The organism is Nisaea sp., from assembly GCF_965216895.1.
Lineage (GTDB): Bacteria > Pseudomonadota > Alphaproteobacteria > Thalassobaculales > Thalassobaculaceae > Nisaea.
On sequence record NZ_OZ244205.1, the window covers coordinates 2,587,470 to 2,608,479 of the forward strand.

The following is a 21,010-nucleotide window of genomic DNA, read 5'->3' on the forward strand; positions in this document are numbered from 1 at the left end:
GTTTCTTACCCGGCGATGGCGGCGGCGATGGCGTCGCGGTCGAGCCCGTGATGGCCGATCACGACGAGGCGGGATTCCCGCGTCTCGCCACCCTTCCAGTCACGGTCGAAATAGCGCTGGATTCGCGGGCCGACGCCCTGGATCACCTGCCGCATCGGCTTGCCCGGGATGTCGAGGAAACCCTTCACGCGCAGGATGTCATGGTCGCGCACGGCGGCGACGATGCGCGCTTCCAGCGCCTCCACGTCCTCGACGCTGGCGAGCGGCAGCACGAAGCTGTCGAAATCGTCATGGTCGTGCTCGTGCCCGTCATCATGGTGCGAGGGCCGGCTGTCGAGATCGTCCTCCGCCGCGGCGTCTAGGCCGAGCAGGACGTCGGCACCGAGCTGGCCGTGCGCACTGGCGACGGTCTTCACCCCGCCCCGGAGATAGGGTGCGACGATCTCGCGAACATCCGCGAGACCGGCTTCGTCAAGCAGGTCGGTCTTGTTCAGCACCACCATGTCGGCGCACTGCAGCTGTTCCTCGAACAGCTCCTCGAGCGGGCTTTCATGGTCGAGCGACTCGTCCGCTTCGCGCTGCCCCTGCACCGCGTCGTGATCGTCGGCGAAGCGGCCTTCGGAGACCGCGGCGGCATCGATCACCGCGATCACCCCGTCGACTGTCGTGCGGGTGCGCACTTCCGGCCAGGCGAATGCCTTCACCAGAGGCTTCGGCAGGGCGAGGCCGGAGGTCTCTATGATGATGTGGTCCGGCTTGTCCGGGCGCGCGAGGATGGCCTCGATGGTCGGCAGGAAATCGTCCGCGACGGTGCAGCAGATGCAGCCGTTGGCGAGCTCGACCACATCGTCCTCGCTGCAGCCCTCGATGCCACAGCCGGTCAGCAGTTCGCGATCGACGCCGAGATCGCCGAACTCGTTGATGATAAAGGCAAAGCGGCGGCCGCCGTTATTTTCCACCAGGTGCCGGATCAGGCTGGTCTTGCCGGCGCCGAGAAAGCCGGTGATGACGGTGGCGGGGATCTTCTCACTCATGTCTGCCTCCTTGGGCCTTCCATAGGCCGGTGATGTCACGTCTCGTCACCGAACGGAAGACCGTGCCCCGGACACACCCCGGACCGAAGCGGGCGACGATGCTGACGGCAGGTCTCCTGGCTCGCCGGGTCGCCGCGCTCCGACCACCTTCCCGGCGGCAGTTGCCTGCCTCCAGTGGCCTCCGGTCGAAGCGCTCGCCGGCTACAGTTGCGGGGGCAGCCGCGGCTTGGTGCCGGCACAGGCGCCGGACTTCCGCGTTCCCTTTTGATCCCCTTTGGGAACCGTCAACGGATCACTTGTCTGATGGGGAGCGGACGGAGTCAAGCGCGGGAAGCCAGCTGGTCGACATACCATTGGTAGGTCCGCTCGAGTCCGGACCTAAGCGAGACTTTCGGTGTCCAGCCCATTGCGTGGATACGGCCGCCGTCCAGAGACTTCCGCATCATTCCGTCCGGCTTGGAGTGGTCGAAAACGAATCGGCCCTCGTAACCGACAACCGCGGCAATCTCGGCGGCAAGGGCGGCAATCGAGACTTCCGAACCAGCCCCGAGATTGAGCGGGGCACCATCCGAGTAGTTTTGCAGCGCGAACATCATGCCATCGGTGAAATCGTCGATATAGAGAAACTCGCGGGTCGGCCGGCCGGAGCCCCAGATCTCGACCGATTCAGCGCCGGTCTGTTTCGCCGTGTGAATTTTCGACATGAGGGCGCCGCAGACATGGCTGTTCTCAAGGTCCGTGTGCTGACCGGGACCGTAAAGGTTCGCGGGGATCACTGTGATGCAATCCATGCCGTATTGTTGACGGTAGAATTCGCAGAGTTTCAGTCCGGCGATCTTGGCAATGGCATATCCCTCGTTGGTCGGTTCGAGCTCACCCGTGAGCAAGCAATCCTCAACGATGGGTTGCTCCGCATCTCGGGGATAGATGCAGGAGGCGCCGAGATAAACCAGCTTGGAGCAGTTTGTTTTTCTGGCTGCTTCTATGGTCGAGACGGCGATGGCCAGATTGTCGTAGATGAATTCGGCCGGACGGGTCCGGTTCGCCTGAATGCCGCCGACGGTAGCAGCCGCCATGATCACGATGTCCGGACGATTGGCGGCGAGCCATGCCTCAACATCCGCTTGCCGCCTCAGATCGAGGTCGTTGCGGTCGACGGTCAGCAGGCGATAGCCGGACCCGCGGAGCTTCTCGCTCAACGCGGAGCCGACAAATCCATTATGTCCGCAGACCCAGATCGATGTCTGCCGGTCGGAACCGGCGCCGTTTTTCTGTTCTGAGCTCACCTGAGTCCTCCCGCTCATTCGTATGGGTGCGCCGAGACGGCATGCCCTCTCAAAGGGCCATTCTCGTCAACAGCCATCTGGTACAGGCGGCGATCGTCGCGCTGCCGATAAATCGCTCATCGAGAACAAGCGATTTCAGGGACGGGGCATCGAAAAATGTGAGCGTCCCGGTTCCGGGCTCCGGTTCACTCGCGTCGCCCGAGATCATCGTGCAGTCCTTTGCGACGAAGAGACTGACAGTCGCATCGATAAGGCCTGCGTCTGGCAGAAGCTCGCCAAGCGGTTCCAGATTGCCCGGCGCACAGGTCAGGTTCGTCTCTTCGCGCAATTCCCGGAGTGCCGTATGTTCAACCGCCTCACCTGGCTCAAGGAATCCTGCGGGCGCTTGCCAGATCTTGCGGTCGAACTGATGCCGGTATCCGCTCATCAGACCGATCTTCCCGTCCGCTTCGGGCAACACGAGAACGCCGCCGACGATGCCCACCCGGACCTTGGGGCGGACGATCAGGAAATCGTCGACGCTGATCGGCGCGTTGTCTTCGCCGACGGCGTCGAAATAGACTTCGAAGACCGAGTTGGAGAGCATCTGCCGGCGGCCTTGCAGCTTGAATGACACTGCTCAGCGCGCCTTTCCGGAAACCTGCCGACAGAGATCACCCGCACGATGCGGTATTGTGTCAGCGGACAACAAACGCATCACCGTTCGACGCGACCTGGCCGCGCCAGTAATCGAGAAGATCCGCCATCGTTTGATCGAAGGGGATCTCGGGCTTCCACCCCGTGTGCGCCGTAAACTTGTCCGTGTTCGGAACCTGGAGGTCGGCGTCGATCGGCCGTAGCCGGTCCGGATCGACTTCCACCTTGATTTCTTTGGCACGGGTCGAAATAGCGATCAGCTTGTCCAGAACGTCGCCGATCTTGCACACATAGGTGCCGCCGATATTGTAGTAGGCGCCTGGGACGGGCGATTGGGTTACCAGCATGTAATAGGCTCGCACCGCATCCCTAACGTCCGCGATGGTGCGAAGCGAGTCGAGGTTGCCGACTTTGACCACGGGGGGCATCAGGCCTTGCTCGATCATCGCGATCTGCTTGGCGAAACTGGATTCGGCAAACACATCCCCGCGGCGTGGTCCCGTATGCGTAAACATCCGGGTCATCAGTGTCGTCATCCCGAAGGCTTCGGCGTAGTAGCGCCCGACGAGATCGGTCCCGACTTTGGAAATCGCGTAGGGCGAAGCCGGGTGGAAGGAGCATTCTTCGTCGATCGGCAGTTTTTCCTTGGGGACACGACCGAACACCTCGGACGAAGCGCAGACGTGAATAACCGCGTCGGTGGAGTAGTCCTTCAACGCTTCGAGAACGCGAGTCGTGCCCTGAATGTTCGTTTCGTAGGTGTCCAGAGGCGCGGTGAAGCTGGTTTTCGGAAAACTTTGGGCCGCCAGATGGAAGACGTAGTCCGGGCGGACCTTCTTGACCAAATCGCGTACGGACTGGTCATCGCGCAAATCGGCATAATGCAGGAATACGCGCTCTTTCCTGTTGATGTAGGGAACCAGCGACTGGATATTCGCAAGCGGGCTCCGCCAGCGGTACATGCCGTGGATATCCCAGTCGGTATGCTCCAGCAGATATTCCGCCAGATGGGAGCCGACCATTCCCGTGATGCCGGTTATCAATGCGCGTGGCTTGCCCATGTCTCGATCCGTTACTGGGTTGCGATGAAGTCTCGTATCTTGGAGACGATATAGGCGCGCGCATTGTCATCGACGGCCTGGTGATTTCCAAAGGCAAAGCCGTTGGTCATGACCCGGTCCGAATTCGGCAGGTTTCCGGAGACCCTGTGTTCGAACAGATTCATCGCCGGCTGGCGGGCGATATTGCCGGCAATGATCGGCCGTGTCTCGATATTGGCCGCGTTCAGATGACCGCAGATATCCTGCACGGTAAAGCCCGCGGATTCCTTGATGATCATGGGGAAACCGAACCAGCTGTGCGCGCTGTCCGGTGTTTCCTGCTGGAAATCGAACAGGTTGTCGAACTCCGCGAGGTTGTCGCGGAACCATTTGGCGTTCTTGCGCCGGGTGTCGACGAAATCCGCAAGCTTGGGAAGCTGAACCGACCCCATCGCGCCGGCCAGTTCGGTAGCGCGCAGATTGAATCCCGCGTTCACGAACAGAAAACGCGGATCGAACCCGGGGTATTTTTCGAGCCACTTTTCCCGCTCTTCGGTCTCGCGGACCCATCCGTGCGCCCGGAGGATACGGGACAGTTCCGCGAATTCGTGGTCGTTGGTGACGCATATGCCGCCCTCGAGGGTCGTCATGTGATGCGAATAATAGAATGAGAACGTCCCAACCTGACCGAAGCTGCCGACCGGTTTCCCCTTGTAGCTCGCACCCAGTGCCTCGCAGCAATCCTCGATCAGCACGAGATCGTGCCGCCGGCAGATATCCGTGATCGCGTCCATGTCGCAGGGATTGCCATAGACAGGCACGATCTTTATCGCGCGGGTTCTCGGACCGATTGCCTCTTCGACGCTTTGAGGATCAATGTTCAGTGTTCTTGGACAGATATCGACGATGACGGGCTTCAGTCCCATCTGCACGATCGGCCATACGGTTGTCGACCAGGACAGGGCCGGAACGATGACTTCGTCTCCCGGTTTGAGATGACCCGGATAGGCAGGATTCACGATGGCGGCAACCGCGAGCAGATTGGCTGAAGAACCGGAATTGACCATGATCCCGTTCTTCCAGCCGAAATGGTCCGCGAATTCCCGCTCGAACTTCTTGACCTTCGGGCCCATGGTTACATAGGTCGTGAGCATGCACTCGAGCGCGGCGTTGATCTCCTCGGCGCCGAATGTTGGCTCGTGAAGTCGGACGATCGGGTCTTCAGGGTTGAAGGTCCAGTCATGGTTCGCGGCGCAATAGTCCTGAACCGCCGCTTTGACGACTTCGAGTTCATTTCCCATCAACGGTCTCTCTCGGGTTTGGAAATTTCGGGATCGGTCTCTGAATAGCGCCAATTCGTGCACGTCTGGTCTTTGCGCGATGCGGCGTCTCAATGTGCGCGGTCAGCGCTGAAATCTCTATTGAATTTTGCCGGGGGCGTCAATTTCGAGAAAGGCTGCTCTGAAATCTCACGCGTGCGGGCCTTCGCCGATCTGCGATGCCGGCCCTGATCGGGAGGGTTGGTCTTTCCCCGAACGCGTTCCCGGTTGGCCGTCAAGGCGGGCAGATACAAAGAAGGCGGGTCAATTTGACCCGCCTTCCCGTTATTGAGTGTGTTGCGACGACTTAGCTGAAGTCGAAGTCGTTCAGATCCAGCGTCGTCACACCGGTGACGCGGATGACCGTGTAGTCGTTCGCGGTACCCGTGCCGTTGACCACGACGGTCACTTCGTTCGCACCGGACTGCTGCAGAAGCGAGGTCGCAGAGCCGGACGTGAAGGTCGCCGAGCTGATGAACGCCGGCGTCAGACCGGAGGAGAAGCCGAACCCGACGAGCTTGATCTTGTCGCCGTCTTCGAAGGAGAAGATCGACGCAACCGTGGCACCCGGAACGTTGATGGTGTGCGCACCGCCTGCTTCAACCACGAAGGTGTCGTTACCGGCACCGCCGTAGAGGGTATCGCCACCCGTGGTGACGCTGACGCGGGCATAGAGCACGTCGGCACCATCGTCGCCGTAGATCGTATCCGAACCCAGCGAACCGGCGTAGATGACGTCGTTACCGGCGCCACCAGAGACCAGGTCACCGTTCGTGCCGGCACCATAGATGGTGTCGTTACCGTCGTCGCCGAACAGCGTGTCCGCATGCGTGCCGGCACCGCCGCCATACATCAGGTCGTCGCCGGCGCCGCCATACTGGAGCGTCGCGGTGACGTTGCCGACCGAGGTGAGAGTATCGTTTCCGTCACCGCCGTAGAGGGTATCGGAACCGGTAGTACCCTGGATGTTGTCGTTCCCGACACCACCGAACAGCATGTCGTCACCAACACCGCCGTCGACGGAGTCACCGCCGTCACCGCCGTACAGCGTATCCGCACCGCTGGAACCGAACAGCGTATCGGCACCCAGGTTACCATAGATCAGGTCGTTGCCTTCGGCACCGGAGATCGTGTCGTTGTCCTGGCCACCGAAGATGGTGTCGGTACCGGCACCACCAGTGATCGATTCCGCACCGGCGTTACCGTAGATCAGGTCGTTGCCAGCGCCGCCCTGGATGATGTCGTTGTCGGCACCACCGAAGATCGCGCCACCGGTACCGCCCACAAGCGTATCCTGCCCGGCGCCACCATAGAGCGTGTCCGCACCTTCGGAGCCGACGAGGCTGTCAGCACCCTTGTTGCCGTAAAGCACGTCGGCGCCAGCGCCGCCCGAGATGATGTCGTTGTCGGCGCCGCCGAAGACCGTGTCAGCACCGGCCCCGCCGATGATCGTGTCACGCTCGGAGTTACCGTAGATCAGGTCGGTACCGGCACCACCGGAAATGGTGTCGTTGCCCGCGCCACCGTAGACGATGTCGGAACCGTCGCCTGCGGTGATGGAGTCTTTGCCGAGGTTACCGAAGATCGTGTCGGCACCGCTGTTGCCGTCGATCGTATCATCGCCCTGACCACCATAGACCAGATCCGAATCGCCATCGGCGAGGATGCTGTCGTTCTCAAGGTTACCATACAGCACGTCATTGCCGTCGGAACCGGAGATGACGTCCTGGTTCTGGCCACCGAAAACGGTGTCCGCACCAGAACCAGCCAAAATCGTATCGTTACCCTGGTTACCGTAGATCAGGTCCGCACCACCAAGCGCGGAAATAATATCAGAGCCCGAAAGAGCAGTGATCTGATCAGAATTCCCCGTACCCGTGATGGTATCCGGTGAACTGGTGCCCGTTATCGTTGCCATTACAACCCCCTAGTTAGCATCAAAGCTACACCAAAACTGTCTGGGTTAGCTTTGGTGCCGCAGTCGGATTTCGTCAACCAAAAAATCCTGCACACCAAGCGAACGCCAGTCCTATTGCTAGCCGCGACGACACGGCTTGCGAGCTTTCTTACACTGCTTGCCTAATGAACGCAAGCGGTTACGCGGCAGTGTGGAAGCGCCTGAACGAGGTGTTTGACCGCCTTGGTTCATTCTTTCGCAATTTCCCGAAATATGCCCCGCAATGCATTATTTTTACTGCTAATTCAATGAACTAAAGACCGAACCACCGCACTGCCGGCATGCCTGCACGCTCCGGACGGTTTTGGATTGCGGGCGCCGAGAAGCAATTGATGTGCGGATGGTCGCAGATTCCTTGTAGCACCGTGACTTCTTGGCAACAGATCGCCCCGCCGCAAAGCGGGTTGTCAGAACAGGCTGTCCATCAGCGCGTTTCGGATGTCATCCCCCGACTCGCTCGCCGGCGGTCTGAGGAAAGTCGCGCCCGGCAGCCAGGGCGAACTGGAGCCCGAATATCCATAGCGCCAATCCTGCTGGACATTCCTCAGCAGGACAACTGACGACGTACCAACTGCACCGGCGAGGGGCACAAGGGCTGCCGCAACCGTGACCAGGCAATCCAGCCCAGCGATCGCGGCAGACAGGGAAAACAGATCGTTCCGGACATCGAACTTCGGGCGGACGACGCGATCGCGTCCGAAAAAGTCGATCAGCGTCTGCCATTCCCGATCGTTCATATCGTATTGAAGCGGGACGATCTTGAGATGGTCGATGTCTGCGAGGCCGGCAAACCGATCCAGTTCGATTGCGAAGGACCGGTGTCGAAGAGGCTTTATGCTCTTCCACGAGATCCCGACGATCTTGTCCGGCGGATCGCCGGCGAACTGGCGCCGCGCCAAAGAGACGGCGCCAGGGTCGATTCGAAGCCATCCACCCGGGGTTTCTGTACGCGTGAGGCCAAGCCGGAGCGGCAAACTCAGTATCGGCATCTGACTGTCGAAAGAGGACCAATCGAAATCCGGTTCCCGGCGGCGCGGGAACGTCCCGATCTCCGGAAAGGCCTGGCGCATTATAGGAACAAGCCTTTCGTCGCACTCGACCGCGAACGTCTCCTGCCGGCCGGCAAGGGCAGTCAGGTACGAGAGCCCCCAGATCTCATCCCCAAGACCTTGCTCCCCCCAAAGCAGGACACGCTGCCGTCCACGCCTTTCCGGGTCCCAGAGCGGCAGATCGAAAGACGCCGGGGGCTTGAGGGTGCGCGCCCACATATTCATCGGCTTCGGGGCGTGGAAGCGATCCTCATAGAGCTCAAGCCCTGTCTGATACTGCCCCGATTTGAGTGCCAGTATGGCCATGTTGTTGCGGAACCGCTTGTCATGCGGCGCGATGAGACTGCATCTCTCCTGGAGCACCCTGGCTTCGGCAAAATGACCGCAACCATACATCGCCGTACTGCACGAGAAATACCGGTCCGCAGAGTGCGGCTGAAACAGCAAGACCTGCCTGGCAATCGACAGGGCCAGCTCGGGACGGCCCTCACGCTCATGGAGCCCTCCCAGATTGACCCGCGCCGCGAGCGACCCCGGATCCAGCAACTGGGAAAAACCCAAGAGACTTCCGGCCGCCTTGAGAGCATCGCACTCGAGGAAGTGAGACGCCGCAGCGATGTAGGCACTATCTGAAGATGGATTGCAGATCATCGACCTGTAATGGCATCGTCGGCTTTCATCAGGTTCCAGACGCATCTGCATCAATATCGCGCGGAGCCGCCAGGCGTCCGCCTCGAGGGGCGACTGCGCAAGAACGCGATCGGCCAGTCTTAGTGCCTCGGTGACCCTGTCCGCGTCCTTGAGACGCTCCGCCATCGCCATACCGGCCTCGTGAGTGCCGCCGGCGACCCAGTGTTTTGACAGCTGTCTCAAGGTCTGGTTTCGCGATGAAGCGACCGCGCCAAGCGTGTTGTAGGCGCGCCCGAGGCCTGGCTCGAGCAGAGCCGCCCGCTTCAAAGAGAGACGCGATCGCTCAATCTCTCCGGATCGCAGCCATTGATTCGCGCGGTTTACATGCAGGCGGTAATCGCCCGGAGCGATCTGCAGAGCCCTGGACAGAAAACTCCTGTCAGGGTCCCAGTCAGAATCGGACAGCGCAGCCCAACGCCCCGCTTGTTCCGGAGCAATCAAAGCGAGTCGTCTGACGACGCAGGTTTTCTGCGCTCCGACGAGGGCGGATTCGACCAGCCGTTTCCCGAGTCTTTCCGCGTACCGGCCGATTCCATCCACATTGCGCGCGTTCTCGCTCATACCGGAACGAACCACCCGATGTCAGAGTCCCAACCGCTCCGACTGCGGAACGTCGTCCAGCTTGACCCAGCCGCCGATTTCCATGCTGCGATAGAGGGCGTGAAGGAAGGCGAGCGCCTTGCGCCCCTCCTCAACCGAGACAGGCACGTCCGTCTTTCCCTCGCGCCAGCAATCGATGACCTCGCGGATGTAGGGGCCATGGCCGAGGCCATAACTCGTTGGTACATCCTGCGAAAAAGTAGCCGGCACGTCCGCGTCCCCGTCATGCGGCTCAACCGATTCCCAGGTCTCGACGAGATTGATGGCGCGGCCACCGACCTTCCCGAGCGCCTTGTCGCCGACGATATGCAGCGAGGCCTCGAAATCGCGGGGGCGCGCGGCCGTGGTCGCCTCGATCGTGCCCATGGCGCCGTTCTCGAAGCGGACGATCGCCGTCGCGGTATCCTCCGCTTCGAGCTTGTTGATCACCGCACGACCCTGGGCGCAAACGGCTTCGATCGGTCCGCCCAGCCAGCGCATCGCGTCGATATGATGGATCGCCTGCTGCGACAACACCCCGCCATCCATCAACCAGCGACCATGCCACGGGTCGTCGTAATAGGACTGATCTCGGCTCCAATGCACCCGGACGCCAAGGGTGACCAACTTGCCGAACCGACCTTCATCGACCGCACTGCGCAGGAAGCGCATCGCCGGGTTGTAGCGATTCTGTTTGATTTCGGCACAAATGAGACCGCGCTCACGCGCGATCGCAGCCAGCTCGTCGGCATGCTCCAAGCGCAACGCAACCGGCTTCTCGACAATGACGTTGATGCCGGCCTCGAGCACCGCTTTGGCATGCCGGTAGTGGTTGCCCGACTCTGTCAGGATGCAGATCAGATCCGGTTTTGTCGCGATCAGGGCGTTCAAATCGGCAACCACCGGACTGCCCCCGATATCGGCCGCGAAGGACTCCGACTTACCCGAGTCAAGATCCGTTACCGCGACGACGTCCGCGATATCTGTCAGTTCGTCACGAAACACCTCGCGGTAGCGCGCCGAGACACGCCCGCATCCAAGAACCCCGATCCGGGCCCGATTCGCCCTCGCTGCTTCCATGCTGACTCACACTCCGTTCTTCGATTCCGATGCTTGAAAGCCGACGCCATCGTCGTCTCGCTAAATGGCATGGAAATCGCTTATAAGAAATCCGTTTGTACCTGTGCCGGCATATCAATGCGACCCGGCATGTTCGAAAAGGGGGAATTTAGCCGTGTCACGACGTTTCAACAGGGTTCTGGTGACGGGCGGTGCGGGATATGTCGGCAGCCTCCTGATCCCGCAGCTTCTGGATCTCGGCTATGAGATCGTGTCCTACGATATCCAGTTCTTCGGCGACGACTTCCTCCCGAAAGAAAATCCGAGGCTGACCTCGATCAAGGGCGATATCCGCGACACCGCGGCACTGAAGGATGCGCTGCACGGTTGCGACGCGGTGATCAACCTTGCCTGCATCTCCAACGACGCAAGCTTCGAACTCGACGAGTCGCTGAGCGAGACGATAAATTTCGACGCCTTCGAGCCGATGGTGATCGCCGCCAAGGCGGCCGGCGTGAAGCGCTTCATCTACGCCTCCTCCTCTTCCGTCTACGGTGTCTCCGACCAGCCGGACGTCAAGGAAGACCATCCGCTCCTGCCGCTCACGCTCTACAACAAGTTCAAGGGCATGTGCGAGCCGCTGCTGTTCAAGCACCAGTCGCCGGACTTCGTCTGCGTCACCATCCGCCCGGCGACGGTCTGCGGCTACGGCCCGCGCCAGCGCCTGGACCTCTCGGTCAACATCCTGACCAACCACGCGATCAACAACGGCAAGATCACGGTCTTCGGCGGCGAGCAGCTGCGCCCCAACCTGCACATCCAGGATATGTGCAACCTCTACAAGCTGCTGCTGGAGATCGAGGACGAGAAAATCGCCGGAGAGACCTTCAATGCCGGCTACCAGAACCAGTCGATCATGGACATCGCGAAGATCGTCAAGAAGGTGGTCGAGCAGGAGATGCCTGAACTCGGTGACATCGAGATCGTCACCACGCCGAGCGACGACAACCGCTCCTACCACATCAATTCCGACAAGATCGCCGACAAGATCGGTTTTCGCCCGGAACATTCCATCGAGGACGCGGTCCGGGACCTGGTGAAGGCTTTCAAGGCCGAGAAGCTGCCGGAACCGATGTCCGACGATTTCTATTACAATGTGCGGCGCATCAAGCGGCTGGGGATGGGCTGAGCGATGAGGTGGCGTCGGTCGGCCGCCTCACGCCAGCCTGGGATTCCGCTCAGGTCTTGCTGCTTTCGCCAAGATAGGTGAACCACGTCCTGGTTGCGTCAGCGATCGATTCAGGATCCCAGAGCGGCGCGTCCTTCCATCGCTCGATATCCTGCAGCATGCGGCGAACGCCTTCCTCGAACGGGATTTCCGGCGCCCAGCCGAGTTCGGTCTGGATCTTTGTGATATCGGCCCACGTCGCATCTGGCTCGCCCGGCCGCTTCGGAACGTAGACCACTTCGCCCTCGAGAAGCTCCACCAACCGGTTGATCGACTGCGGATTGCCGCAGCCGGCATTGTAGATCTCGCCGCTCTTGTCCGTACGGGCAGCCGCGAGAAAGGCTTTGGCCAGGTCCGACGCGTAGATGAAATCGCGCCGCTGGGTTCCGTCGCCGACCACTGTGAAAGGTTTGCCGGCGAGTTTCTGGCGCAGAAAAACTCCGAACACGGCCCCGTAGGCCCCGGTCGTTCGCACCCTGGTGCCATAGGCATTGAAGATCCGGACCGAGTTTGCCGGCAACCCATACACCTGTTGCCAGTGCATCACCGCTTCCTCGCCCTGGTACTTGCTGAGGGCATACGGGTATTGCGGGCGGAGCGGGTGGGTTTCCGGTGTCGGGGTATCGGCAAGCCCGTAACAGGACGAGGAGGCCGCATAGACGAACTTTTCCACGCCGCCGGCGCGGGCGGCCTCCAGAACGTGGACCGTGCCCTGGACGTTCGTCGCCATGTAGTCGATGGGTCGCTCCATCGACGGCACGATGTCGCCAATTCCCGCAAAGTGGAAAACATACCGGGCGCCATCAAAGGCCGGGCGGATGGCTTCGACATCGCGAATGTCCGCTTCGAGAACCTCGAGTTTGGGGTCATCCTGATGATGTGCCAGGTTGGAGCGATGTCCGCCGACAAAATTGTCGATTACGCGAACCTGCATGCCTTCGGACAACAGCAGATCCACCATGTGGCTTCCGATAAAACCGGCACCGCCCGTGACGATGGCACTGCCTTGCCCGCTCCCAAGGGTCATCGCATGCCCCCCTCACGCTGTTGAAATTCGGCGCCTTGTCCCTGATAACTCACTCATTATCACAAGAAGCGTCCGCTCCGACATACTACTTTGACGGAAGCGCGGCCTGCGGGGCAGGAACAAGATGCTGACAAAATGGGTTCTCGAAGCCGATCTGGATTTTCTGGAACCGGCGATCCGGTTCGCTGACCTCAATCCGAATGCAATCCGTGAGTATCCCGGTCCGACGCGGGTCTGCGCCTTGACCTATCCGTCCCCGTTTTGCAGAGACTCGGTTCTGTGGATGCGCGCATTGTCGCACCTCGTCGTAAGAAACCGCGATTTTGAGCTGTTTCTCGTTAATATGACATCCGAAGCCGAATTGAAGGAAACCGGACGCACCCGGATCTACCCGGTTCTGGACAATCAGGTCATTCGGTGGCTTACCCAGATCAATCAGGCCGATGCAGACGACCTGCAACGACAGAGCCGGCGGGTCGAGGAGGTTATCGAGCATCTCAAACACCGCGCCTCGAACGTTTTGAAGCACGAACTCACGCGTCTCTATGAAGAAGAATAGATCTGGATCCACGCACGTCCCACCCGTGAGACATGCACATCCTTGAACCGCTGGGCCGCCTAGACTAATGAAGCGTTATCGGCACTGTGGCGTCAGCACCGCGAGATGTGCGGCGTCCCATTCATATAGGAATATTATGAGAAACCTACTCGCCTGTCTCATGCTGATGCTGGCGCTCTCAGCTTGTTATTCGGACGAAGAGAAAATCGATGGCAGATGGGTCGGCACAATTTCCGACGAGGCCCGCAGAGAGCTGAGGATCGACGGACAGATCGACGGCGACGTGTTCGTCGTCGAATTCGAACCACACAGAGTCCACCTCAACGACACGATCCGGAATGTCGAGTACTCCTCGAACAAGGGCCGGACATTGGTCAAGTTCGAGAACGAAAACCGTGTCCTCACAATCTATCGAGACGAGGACAACCCGAACCGCATTCGCATGACGGCCGTCGGCTATTTCCAGGCGAAAATCTATTCGTTCGATCTTGAACGGGACGACAATTGAGGTCGGCTAGCGCGAACGGGGAGGATGCGGCATGAATCCGGATCAGATCGGATTTTCATGGGCGATCAATCCGTATTCGGGCTGGGGAATTTACGGCTACAACATCGTTCGTTACTTGTGTCTTCACACAAGGATCACACCGGTAGTGCTCGAGGAGTGCACATTCAATTTCGCCGATCCACTTGAAACCGAACTTGTTTCATACCGTACCGAGACCTCTCTCGCGGATGATCCGGACGCGCTCGAACGATTTAGATACTCGAACAGAGCATTGCCGTTTCCTGTCTTGCACGCTCGCGGAAATTTTCTGAAACCCCAGTTCGCCGGCAATTCACTTGGCGTCCTGGGCCGTCAGAATCATGCCCTGACCTTCATCGAGAACTCGGCAATATCCCCGCGAGAAGTCGAGATTTATAATGAATTCACAAGCGTTATTGCCGGATCGACTTGGAACGGCACCTTGCTCCGGGAAGCCGGCGTCCAGAATGTATCGGTGAACGTACAGGGTATCGACCCTGCGATCTTCCACCCCGCACCCAAGAGAGAGCTCTTCAAAAACCGGTTTATAATCTTTTCCGGCGGCAAGATGGAGTTTCGCAAGGGTCAGGATATCGTTCTGGAAGCCGTGCGTGTTTTCGCACAGCGTCACCCGGAGACCCTGCTGCTCAATGTGTGGGGAAACAATTGGCCATCTAGCCGGTCATACCAACAATTCGTGCATTCGCCCTATTTCGAGGCGCCTCCTCCCCCGGACGAGACGGGTAAGCTTCAACTCATGAAATGGTTCGAGGCTTTCGGCCTCGGACGACAAAATATTTTCGCCTTCCCGAAATACGCGCACTTCAAGACTCCGTACCTGATGCGGGAAGCCGACGTCGCCCTATTCGCGAACCGATGCGAAGGCGGGACCAATCTCGTCGCGATGGAAGCAATGGCCTGCGGCATTCCGACGATTATTTCGAGAAACACGGGACATCTGGACATCATTCACGAAGGCGCATGCCTGCCGCTTCACTCACAATCCCAGATAACAATCCCGGATCCGGACTTCGACAGCGCCGGATGGGGCGAGTCCTCCGTCGAGGAAATCCTGGAGAACCTCGAATTCGTTTATCAGAACAGAAGCGCGGCGGCCGAAATTGGACAGGCCGGCGCGCTGAAAATGCGCGAACTGTCCTGGGACATACAGGCCGCTCGCCTGCTTGACCTCATCGGCTGCAATGGCCGCCAGTAACCCGAGACCGCCGTCGGGTCGGGCGGCTCCAGTGCATGCGATCGGTTGGTTCGAGGGCCGGTTCGGCTACAACGTGCATACCCGCAATTTCTTCGAAAGCCTTGCGCGGCTGACACCGGTTGTCGCCTCGCCACTGATCGTAAATGACGGGCCCTGGCAGGCGGACCGCGCCCTTCTGGAACGGATCCCGAACCTCACGCCGCGCGCGACCGTAGCTCTGCTGTACGCGGAAATGATGGATATCCTCGACGGCGCACCAGGCAGGAGAATCGCCTACACAGTCTGGGAATCGACCGTCTTCCCCTCCGCCTGGATCGAGAAACTGCGCGCCGCGGACGAGGTCTGGATCCCCTCGGCGTGGGGACGCGAGGTTCTGATCGAAAACGGACTCTCGGCCGGGACCGTCCATGTTGTGCCGGAAGGGGTCGATCCTGCGATTTTCAATCCCGATATTGCCCCAACCGCGGCGCTCGACGCCTTTTCAGGCTTCAAGTTTCTCAATGTCGGACGGTTCGAATCGCGCAAGGGAACGCAGCTTCTCATCGAGACCTTCGATCGGGCCTTCGGACCGAACGACGATGTCCGCCTCATCCTGGCCTGTGACAACCATCATGACCCGGACTTCAACATCGCGCGGATCTTGCGGGCGCTGAACCTCAGGTACCCGGAACGGATCGCCTTCATACCACCCGTGCGCAGCCATGCGCGCTTTGCCGAACTCTACCGGGCCTGCGATGCTTTCGTCTCGCCGTTCCGCGCCGAAGGCTGGGGCTTGCCGGTCTGCGAGGCCATGGCCTGCGGCTTGCCGGTGATTGCGACGGACTACAGCGGCCCGACGGAGTTCATGGACGAGTCCGTCTACCGGATCGGCTGCTCGGTCGTCGAGATCACCGACGCGCAATATCTGTCGGCCGCGACCGCGGGAGGACGCTGGGCGGAACCGGACCCTGACCATCTCTGCGAACTCCTGCGGGAGGTCTACCGGAACCGGAATGAAGCGGCCCGGCGCGGATTGGCGGGCGCACGTCACATTCTCGATCACTTCACCTGGACCGACGCGGCCAACACCGCACTTTCCCGCCTAAGCTCCTGAGTTCGCGAGAGTCACAAGCTGCTTCCAAGCGTACAGATTTGCCTTGAACGTTGCATCGGCATCGAGTCTGAGTGCCGAGAGCCTCGCATTGCGGGCAAAGCCGCAACGCAGGTCCGGCCGCTCCTGCAATTCAGTCAGTCCGGCAATGAGGCCCTCGACAAACTTGTCGAGCGTCGCACTGTCGACCCAGAGGCCATTCTCGGCCGTGGCAATCTCCCGCAATCCGCCACCATGGGAGCCACAAACAATCACCTCCGAGGCCATCAGGTCGAGCAGCGGCAGCGCCGAACCGCATAAGCCGCGAACCGATAGGAAAAGATCGCATCGCGGCACCATCCGTCGCCACTCATCGGGAGTCTCGAAATCCATCTCGATCCATTCGATGTCCTCGAAGTCAGGCCTGAGCCTGGTCACGGCGCCGCGGATATGGGCGAGATAATGCGCGCTGGTCGTAAAGTATCCGATCCGCGAGACCGGTCCGTAAAATGACCGTTCTGCATCCATTTCGGGCTCCGGCAGATCAGCTGATACGGTCACGCACAGGACGGGTTTGCCCAGACGGTAGCGATGGATCTGCCGTCCGAGGAATTCACTTGGCGCAATGACCCCAATGACCGAACCGGACTTCCGGATCCAACCTTGGCCTGCCCCGAACAACGCATACGGGTTCCACACGATCGGTGCCTGTCGAATTCCCGACCGATCCAGAAAGTCCTTCAACACGCGCATGCGATCAACGTCGAATACGGCGATCCGACCGGGCTCCGGAAGCGACGACGCCGTTCCGGTGAACTCAAAAATCCGCGCGTCGACACCCGCGGCGGCGAGCCGGTCCGCCTGCCCCCGATAGAAGGCGAGCTTCTCCTCCCGGGCGCCCTCACCTTCCGTGACAATGAAACCGATCAAAGAAATGAGCTCCAGAATTCGAGCAACCGCGTCTCCATGGCCGACTGGGAATATCTGGCGGCCGTCTCGCGGCCGGCCTCGGTCAGGGCGGCAAAACAATCCGGCTCTGCCCGAAGCCGCTCCAGCGTATCGGCGAGCAGGTGCGTAAGGTTGTCCGGGGTCGCTTCGTCGTACCACAGGCCGTTCCGGGCCGTCGCGTAATCGAGGCCACCGCCGCCGTGATAACCGACAATCAGGCATCCGGCCGCCATTGCCTCCAGGGGAGGCAAACCCAGCCCCTCGTGCGCGCTCAACGACAAGAAGACGGAGCTTTCGGCCATTCGCTGCGCAACTTGATCCGGGTGCATCTGGTGAATGCTGGCGAAGACTGTTTCCCGCAATTCAGGATATTGGAACCACAAGTTGTACATTACCGAACCGAACTCGACGGTTCGCTTCCTTGGCATGTAGCAGACCTGCAGTTTCTTCGGCCCCTGGATCTTGGGAGCCGGACGAACCGCCGGACGGATGATGACGGGGTCGGCAATCCCGTGAACAGTGCGCAGATGTTCCGCAATCGGCTCGGAAACGCAGAGGAACGCATCGATCGGGAAATCGCATAGCCGTTCGCGCGGCTTCAGTGTGCCATCGAGGAAATAATGGTTCTGGCAGAAGAAGACGCGCTTTATGGGCATCGAGAGAAAGCGATCGAAAATATGTCGCGGCATGGAGTCATGCATCACAAGCACGTCGCCCGGCCGAATAGGATGTTCCTTGCCATTCACAATCGGAGCATCCGGATTGATCCAATCGGGACGTCCACCCTCGAACGTGCTCGCAATCTTTGCGTCGAAACCGGCACCGCACAGGACGGCGACATGTTCCCCTTGAACGATCACGCCCCCGACAGGGGCATCGAGCTTTCTTATTGAGGAATAGATAATCTGAACCATCTGCGCTTCGCCTGACTCTACGCGCCAAAGAGCCGTTTCATGCTGAACCCCCTGCAAGGCAACCTGTCGGCGAAGCGACAGCAAGCCATCTCCATTCGGGCACTCCGGCAGACCGTTGAGGAAGGTATGGTCGGGGAAGGGAATCGGGTTCAAACAACTGTCGATCTACCAAATATCAGGTTCTCGAGATGGCGCCACCTCGGCAGTTCCGTTCAATATTAATTCATAAACCGCAACACCGCTTTCTGCGCCAGAAACCGACACAGAATGTCGCACTGTGCGGAGGCGCAGATCTTGTTCGGTGAGGAGTGGCATCGCCTTCAACTGGCCGGTCGCGCCGAAGGGATTGCTGAGTGCGAACGCCTCGCGGCCCTGGTTGAGACGCGTTTCAGCCAGATACGAGCCGGCGCGTCCATCCGAGCCGATCGCCAGAACCGGATCCGTCATACCCGTCCCTGTATGAGTATGTGCGCGCGAACGCCTTCTGCAGCGCGAATGTGCGGAAACTGTATTGGTCTTATCCCTCCGCCACCACTCAGGCAGCGACGATATGCGCCCCTTCATGTCCCCGCGAACGCATCGCGTTCCGCGTATCGACGATTAGTCCGGCCCTCTCCGCCAGCAGCCCGTAATCGACGCCGTCATGGTCGGTCACGATCAGCACCGCATCGGTCGCCGTGACGCGCTCCGCGGTCAGCGCGACACTCTGCCGTCCGGCGAGATGTCCGAATTCCCGGCTGGGCAGGATCTCCGGGATCCAGGGATCGTGGAAGGAGACCGACGCCCCCGCCACATCCAGCTTCTCGAGGATGGTCAGCGCCGGGCTTTCACGCTGGTCGGCGACGTTCTTCTTGTAGGCCATGCCGATCAGCAGGATATCGGCACCCCTGAGGCCCTTGCCCGAACGCAGGTCAACCGCCTCTCGAAGCCGGTCGATGACATAGTCCGGCATCGCCCGGTTGATCTCACCCGCGAGCTCGATGAAGCGGGTCGACTGGCCGACGCTCCGGGCCTTCCAGGCGAGATAGAAGGGATCGATCGGAATGCAGTGTCCGCCGAGGCCGGGCCCGGGATAGAACGGCATGTAGCCGAAGGGCTTCGTCGCCGCCGCCTCGATCACCTCCCAGACATCGATGCCCATGGCGCCGTAGATCAGCTTCAGCTCGTTCACCAGCGCGATATTGACCGCGCGGAAGACGTTCTCGGTGATCTTCACCGCCTCCGCCGTCGCCGCGGAGGAGACAGGTACCACCCTCTCCAGCACAGTGCCGTAGAGCGCTTCCGCCGCTCGGCCGGACGCCTCGTCCATTCCGCCCACCACCTTTGGAATGCGGCCGATCGCGTAGTCGGCATTACCCGGATCCTCACGCTCCGGTGCGAAGGCGAGGAACAGATCCTCGCCCAGTTTCAGGCCCGCATCTTCGAGGATCGGCAGCAGAACCTCTTGCGTGGTGCCGGGATAGGTGGTCGATTCCAGCACTACCAGCGCGCCCGGCTTCAGCACCGGCGCCAGGGCCGCCACCGTGTCGCGGACATAGCGGAGATCCGGGTCGCGCTCCGGCGTCAGCGGCGTCGGCACGCAGATCAGCACGGCATCCGCATCGCCGAGATCGGATATATCGCTTGTCGGGCGGAAACGACCCGAGGCAATCTCGGCGCCGATCCCGTCAACCGGGATATGCGGCAGGTAGGAACGCTCCGCCGTCAGCATCGCGACCTTTGCGCCATCGATGTCATAGCCGGTCACCGGAAAGCCGGCCCGGAGACAGGCCAGCGCCAGCGGCAAACCGACATAGCCGAGGCCGATCACGCCGACCCGCGCCTCTTTCGCCGCCACCCTGTCGAGGAATGCTTGCACGCTCATGGGCACTGTCCGTAGCCTGAAGCAGGAGATCACGCAAGCACGGGAGAAGCGGCATGGCCGGGCTCAGCGACGCGCAAAGGGACGCCTTCTGGCGCGACGGGTTCCTTACCATCGAGAACGCGGTCTCGCCGGACCTGCTCGGACGGCTGCGCAGCACCTTCGACGGCTGGGTCGAGGAGAGCCGGGCGCACGACACGCCCTATGGCGAAACCATCAACAACAAGCCGCGCTTCGACCTGGAACCCGGGCACTCGGCGGAGAAGCCCGGTTTGCGCCGGGTCAACGCACCGGTCGAGGTTTCCGAAGACTATTACGAGGCGATGGCCTCCAGCCGCATGACCGACTGCGTCGCCGACCTGATCGGCCCGAACGTGAAGTTCCATCACTCCAAGATCAATTCGAAGCTGCCCGGCGGCGCCACCCAGGTGAAATGGCACCAGGACTTCCCCTTCACCCCGCACACCAACGACGACGTGATCACCGCGCTGCTGATGGTCGACGAGGTGACGGAGGAGAACGGCCCGCTCGAGGTCCTCGCCGGCTCGCACAGGGGCGAGATCCACGGGCTCTGGCACGAGGGTGTCTTCACCGGCGCGATCGACGACGATGTCGCGGCGGAGTGCAAGCGAAAGGCGGCGCTCTGCACCGGCCCGGCGGGCTCTGTCTGCCTGATGCACACCCGCCTGCTGCATGGCTCCGCCCCGAACCTCTCGAAGCGGCCGCGGACGCTCTTCATCTCGGTCTATTCCGCCGAAGATGCGGTGCCGGTCTCGCCGAGCCCGATGCCGAACAGATACGAAGGCACCGTCGTACGCGGTGTACGCACCGGACGTGTGCGGTCGATCCCCTACGAGATCACCCTGCCGCAGCTGCCTTCGACGGCTTCGTTCTTCGATCAGCAGGCGAAGCACAAACGGTAAAGCTCGTCATCCCGGCCGCAGAGCCGGGACCGTTGGGATCGACGCGCGCTCTGCCCTCTCGCCAGCGGTCCCGGGATGACGATTTACTCT

The 21,010-nt window shown here is 60.7% G+C and carries 19 protein-coding genes and 1 riboswitch; of the genes, 6 read left to right on the forward strand and 13 right to left on the reverse strand.

The window, feature by feature from the left end; genetic code table 11:
* Positions 1-5: 5 nt before the first annotated feature.
* The 8 genes from cobW to ACOOE1_RS12450 all read right to left on the reverse strand — a co-directional run bounded on the left by cobW (position 6) and on the right by ACOOE1_RS12450 (position 10,670).
* Entirely contained in the window at positions 6-1,034 is a 1,029-nt protein-coding gene (cobW, locus tag ACOOE1_RS12415; RefSeq protein WP_420402510.1) for a cobalamin biosynthesis protein CobW, read from the reverse strand.
* 88 nt (positions 1,035-1,122) lie between these two features.
* Positions 1,123-1,335: riboswitch (cobalamin riboswitch) on the reverse strand.
* Between the two features lie 19 nt (positions 1,336-1,354).
* Entirely contained in the window at positions 1,355-2,320 is a 966-nt protein-coding gene (locus tag ACOOE1_RS12420; protein WP_420402511.1) for a GDP-L-fucose synthase family protein, read from the reverse strand.
* Positions 2,321-2,369: 49 nt separating this feature from the next.
* Positions 2,370-2,936, reverse strand: coding sequence for an NUDIX hydrolase (locus ACOOE1_RS12425; RefSeq protein ID WP_420402512.1), 567 nt, complete (start codon positions 2,934-2,936; stop codon positions 2,370-2,372).
* A gap of 61 nt (positions 2,937-2,997) precedes the next feature.
* Positions 2,998-4,017: a GDP-mannose 4,6-dehydratase gene (locus tag ACOOE1_RS12430; RefSeq protein ID WP_420402513.1), complete on the reverse strand. Its 1,020-nt coding sequence runs from the start codon at positions 4,015-4,017 to the stop codon at positions 2,998-3,000.
* 11 nt (positions 4,018-4,028) lie between these two features.
* The gene (locus tag ACOOE1_RS12435) at positions 4,029-5,297 is read right to left on the reverse strand and encodes a DegT/DnrJ/EryC1/StrS family aminotransferase (RefSeq protein ID WP_420402514.1); all 1,269 of its coding nucleotides are present in this window, start codon (positions 5,295-5,297) and stop codon (positions 4,029-4,031) included.
* 325 nt (positions 5,298-5,622) lie between these two features.
* Positions 5,623-7,233 carry a calcium-binding protein gene (locus tag ACOOE1_RS12440; protein ID WP_420402515.1) on the reverse strand — a complete coding sequence of 537 codons (1,611 nt, stop codon included), beginning with the start codon at positions 7,231-7,233 and terminating at the stop codon, positions 5,623-5,625.
* 446 nt (positions 7,234-7,679) lie between these two features.
* The gene (locus ACOOE1_RS12445; protein WP_420402516.1) at positions 7,680-9,572 is read right to left on the reverse strand and encodes a tetratricopeptide repeat protein; all 1,893 of its coding nucleotides are present in this window, start codon (positions 9,570-9,572) and stop codon (positions 7,680-7,682) included.
* 21 nt (positions 9,573-9,593) lie between these two features.
* Positions 9,594-10,670: a Gfo/Idh/MocA family protein gene (locus tag ACOOE1_RS12450; RefSeq protein ID WP_420402517.1), complete on the reverse strand. Its 1,077-nt coding sequence runs from the start codon at positions 10,668-10,670 to the stop codon at positions 9,594-9,596.
* Between the two features lie 154 nt (positions 10,671-10,824).
* Between ACOOE1_RS12450 and ACOOE1_RS12455 the strand changes: the two genes are divergently transcribed.
* Complete coding sequence (locus tag ACOOE1_RS12455) at positions 10,825-11,838, forward strand: NAD-dependent epimerase/dehydratase family protein (RefSeq protein WP_420402518.1); 1,014 nt, start codon at positions 10,825-10,827, stop codon at positions 11,836-11,838.
* A gap of 49 nt (positions 11,839-11,887) precedes the next feature.
* Here the strand turns inward: ACOOE1_RS12455 and ACOOE1_RS12460 are convergent, their stop codons facing one another.
* Positions 11,888-12,904, reverse strand: a complete 1,017-nt coding sequence (locus ACOOE1_RS12460; RefSeq protein WP_420402519.1) for an NAD-dependent epimerase/dehydratase family protein — start codon at positions 12,902-12,904, stop codon at positions 11,888-11,890.
* Between the two features lie 124 nt (positions 12,905-13,028).
* On the opposite strand from ACOOE1_RS12460, the gene ACOOE1_RS12465 reads away from it, so the two are divergent.
* The 4 genes from ACOOE1_RS12465 to ACOOE1_RS12480 all read left to right on the forward strand — a co-directional run bounded on the left by ACOOE1_RS12465 (position 13,029) and on the right by ACOOE1_RS12480 (position 16,298).
* Entirely contained in the window at positions 13,029-13,463 is a 435-nt protein-coding gene (locus ACOOE1_RS12465) for a hypothetical protein (protein ID WP_420402520.1), read from the forward strand.
* 136 nt (positions 13,464-13,599) lie between these two features.
* A complete protein-coding gene (locus ACOOE1_RS12470) occupies positions 13,600-13,971 on the forward strand; it encodes a hypothetical protein (RefSeq protein WP_420402521.1) in 372 nt (123 codons plus the stop codon).
* A 31-nt stretch (positions 13,972-14,002) separates the two neighbouring features.
* Positions 14,003-15,205 (forward strand): glycosyltransferase family 4 protein, encoded by a 1,203-nt coding sequence (locus tag ACOOE1_RS12475; protein WP_420402522.1) that lies wholly within the window; start codon positions 14,003-14,005, stop codon positions 15,203-15,205.
* Positions 15,206-15,236: 31 nt separating this feature from the next.
* Positions 15,237-16,298, forward strand: a complete 1,062-nt coding sequence (locus ACOOE1_RS12480; RefSeq protein ID WP_420402523.1) for a glycosyltransferase family 4 protein — start codon at positions 15,237-15,239, stop codon at positions 16,296-16,298.
* On the opposite strand, the gene ACOOE1_RS12485 is transcribed toward ACOOE1_RS12480, so the two are convergent.
* The 4 genes from ACOOE1_RS12485 to ACOOE1_RS12500 form a co-directional block, all read right to left on the reverse strand.
* Positions 16,287-17,204 (reverse strand): glycosyltransferase, encoded by a 918-nt coding sequence (locus ACOOE1_RS12485; RefSeq protein ID WP_420402524.1) that lies wholly within the window; start codon positions 17,202-17,204, stop codon positions 16,287-16,289. The two genes, ACOOE1_RS12480 and ACOOE1_RS12485, sit on opposite strands and share 12 nt — an antisense overlap.
* On the reverse strand, positions 17,201-18,289 hold the full coding sequence (locus ACOOE1_RS12490; RefSeq protein WP_420402525.1) for a glycosyltransferase family 4 protein: 1,089 nt from the start codon (positions 18,287-18,289) through the stop codon (positions 17,201-17,203). Before ACOOE1_RS12490 ends, ACOOE1_RS12485 begins: the two co-directional genes overlap by 4 nt.
* 12 nt (positions 18,290-18,301) lie before the next feature.
* Positions 18,302-18,583 carry a hypothetical protein gene (locus ACOOE1_RS12495; protein WP_420402526.1) on the reverse strand — a complete coding sequence of 94 codons (282 nt, stop codon included), beginning with the start codon at positions 18,581-18,583 and terminating at the stop codon, positions 18,302-18,304.
* An 88-nt stretch (positions 18,584-18,671) separates the two neighbouring features.
* Positions 18,672-20,000: a nucleotide sugar dehydrogenase gene (locus ACOOE1_RS12500; protein WP_420402527.1), complete on the reverse strand. Its 1,329-nt coding sequence runs from the start codon at positions 19,998-20,000 to the stop codon at positions 18,672-18,674.
* A 53-nt stretch (positions 20,001-20,053) separates the two neighbouring features.
* Here ACOOE1_RS12500 and ACOOE1_RS12505 point away from each other — a divergent pair, with 53 nt between their 5' ends.
* Positions 20,054-20,920: a phytanoyl-CoA dioxygenase family protein gene (locus ACOOE1_RS12505; protein ID WP_420402528.1), complete on the forward strand. Its 867-nt coding sequence runs from the start codon at positions 20,054-20,056 to the stop codon at positions 20,918-20,920.
* Positions 20,921-21,010 lie beyond the last annotated feature (90 nt).

Coding starts and splice junctions, on each gene's coding strand:
- cobW (WP_420402510.1), bottom strand. CDS start 1,034: ATGAGTGAGAAGATCCCCGCCACCGTCATCACCGGCTTTCTCGGCGCC.
- ACOOE1_RS12430 (WP_420402513.1), bottom strand. CDS start 4,017: ATGGGCAAGCCACGCGCATTGATAACCGGCATCACGGGAATGGTCGGC.
- ACOOE1_RS12435 (WP_420402514.1), bottom strand. CDS start 5,297: ATGGGAAATGAACTCGAAGTCGTCAAAGCGGCGGTTCAGGACTATTGC.
- ACOOE1_RS12440 (WP_420402515.1), bottom strand. CDS start 7,233: ATGGCAACGATAACGGGCACCAGTTCACCGGATACCATCACGGGTACG.
- ACOOE1_RS12445 (WP_420402516.1), bottom strand. CDS start 9,572: ATGAGCGAGAACGCGCGCAATGTGGATGGAATCGGCCGGTACGCGGAA.
- ACOOE1_RS12450 (WP_420402517.1), bottom strand. CDS start 10,670: ATGGAAGCAGCGAGGGCGAATCGGGCCCGGATCGGGGTTCTTGGATGC.
- ACOOE1_RS12460 (WP_420402519.1), bottom strand. CDS start 12,904: ATGACCCTTGGGAGCGGGCAAGGCAGTGCCATCGTCACGGGCGGTGCC.
- ACOOE1_RS12465 (WP_420402520.1), top strand. CDS start 13,029: ATGCTGACAAAATGGGTTCTCGAAGCCGATCTGGATTTTCTGGAACCG.
- ACOOE1_RS12470 (WP_420402521.1), top strand. CDS start 13,600: ATGAGAAACCTACTCGCCTGTCTCATGCTGATGCTGGCGCTCTCAGCT.
- ACOOE1_RS12475 (WP_420402522.1), top strand. CDS start 14,003: ATGAATCCGGATCAGATCGGATTTTCATGGGCGATCAATCCGTATTCG.
- ACOOE1_RS12495 (WP_420402526.1), bottom strand. CDS start 18,583: ATGACGGATCCGGTTCTGGCGATCGGCTCGGATGGACGCGCCGGCTCG.
- ACOOE1_RS12500 (WP_420402527.1), bottom strand. CDS start 20,000: ATGAGCGTGCAAGCATTCCTCGACAGGGTGGCGGCGAAAGAGGCGCGG.
- ACOOE1_RS12505 (WP_420402528.1), top strand. CDS start 20,054: ATGGCCGGGCTCAGCGACGCGCAAAGGGACGCCTTCTGGCGCGACGGG.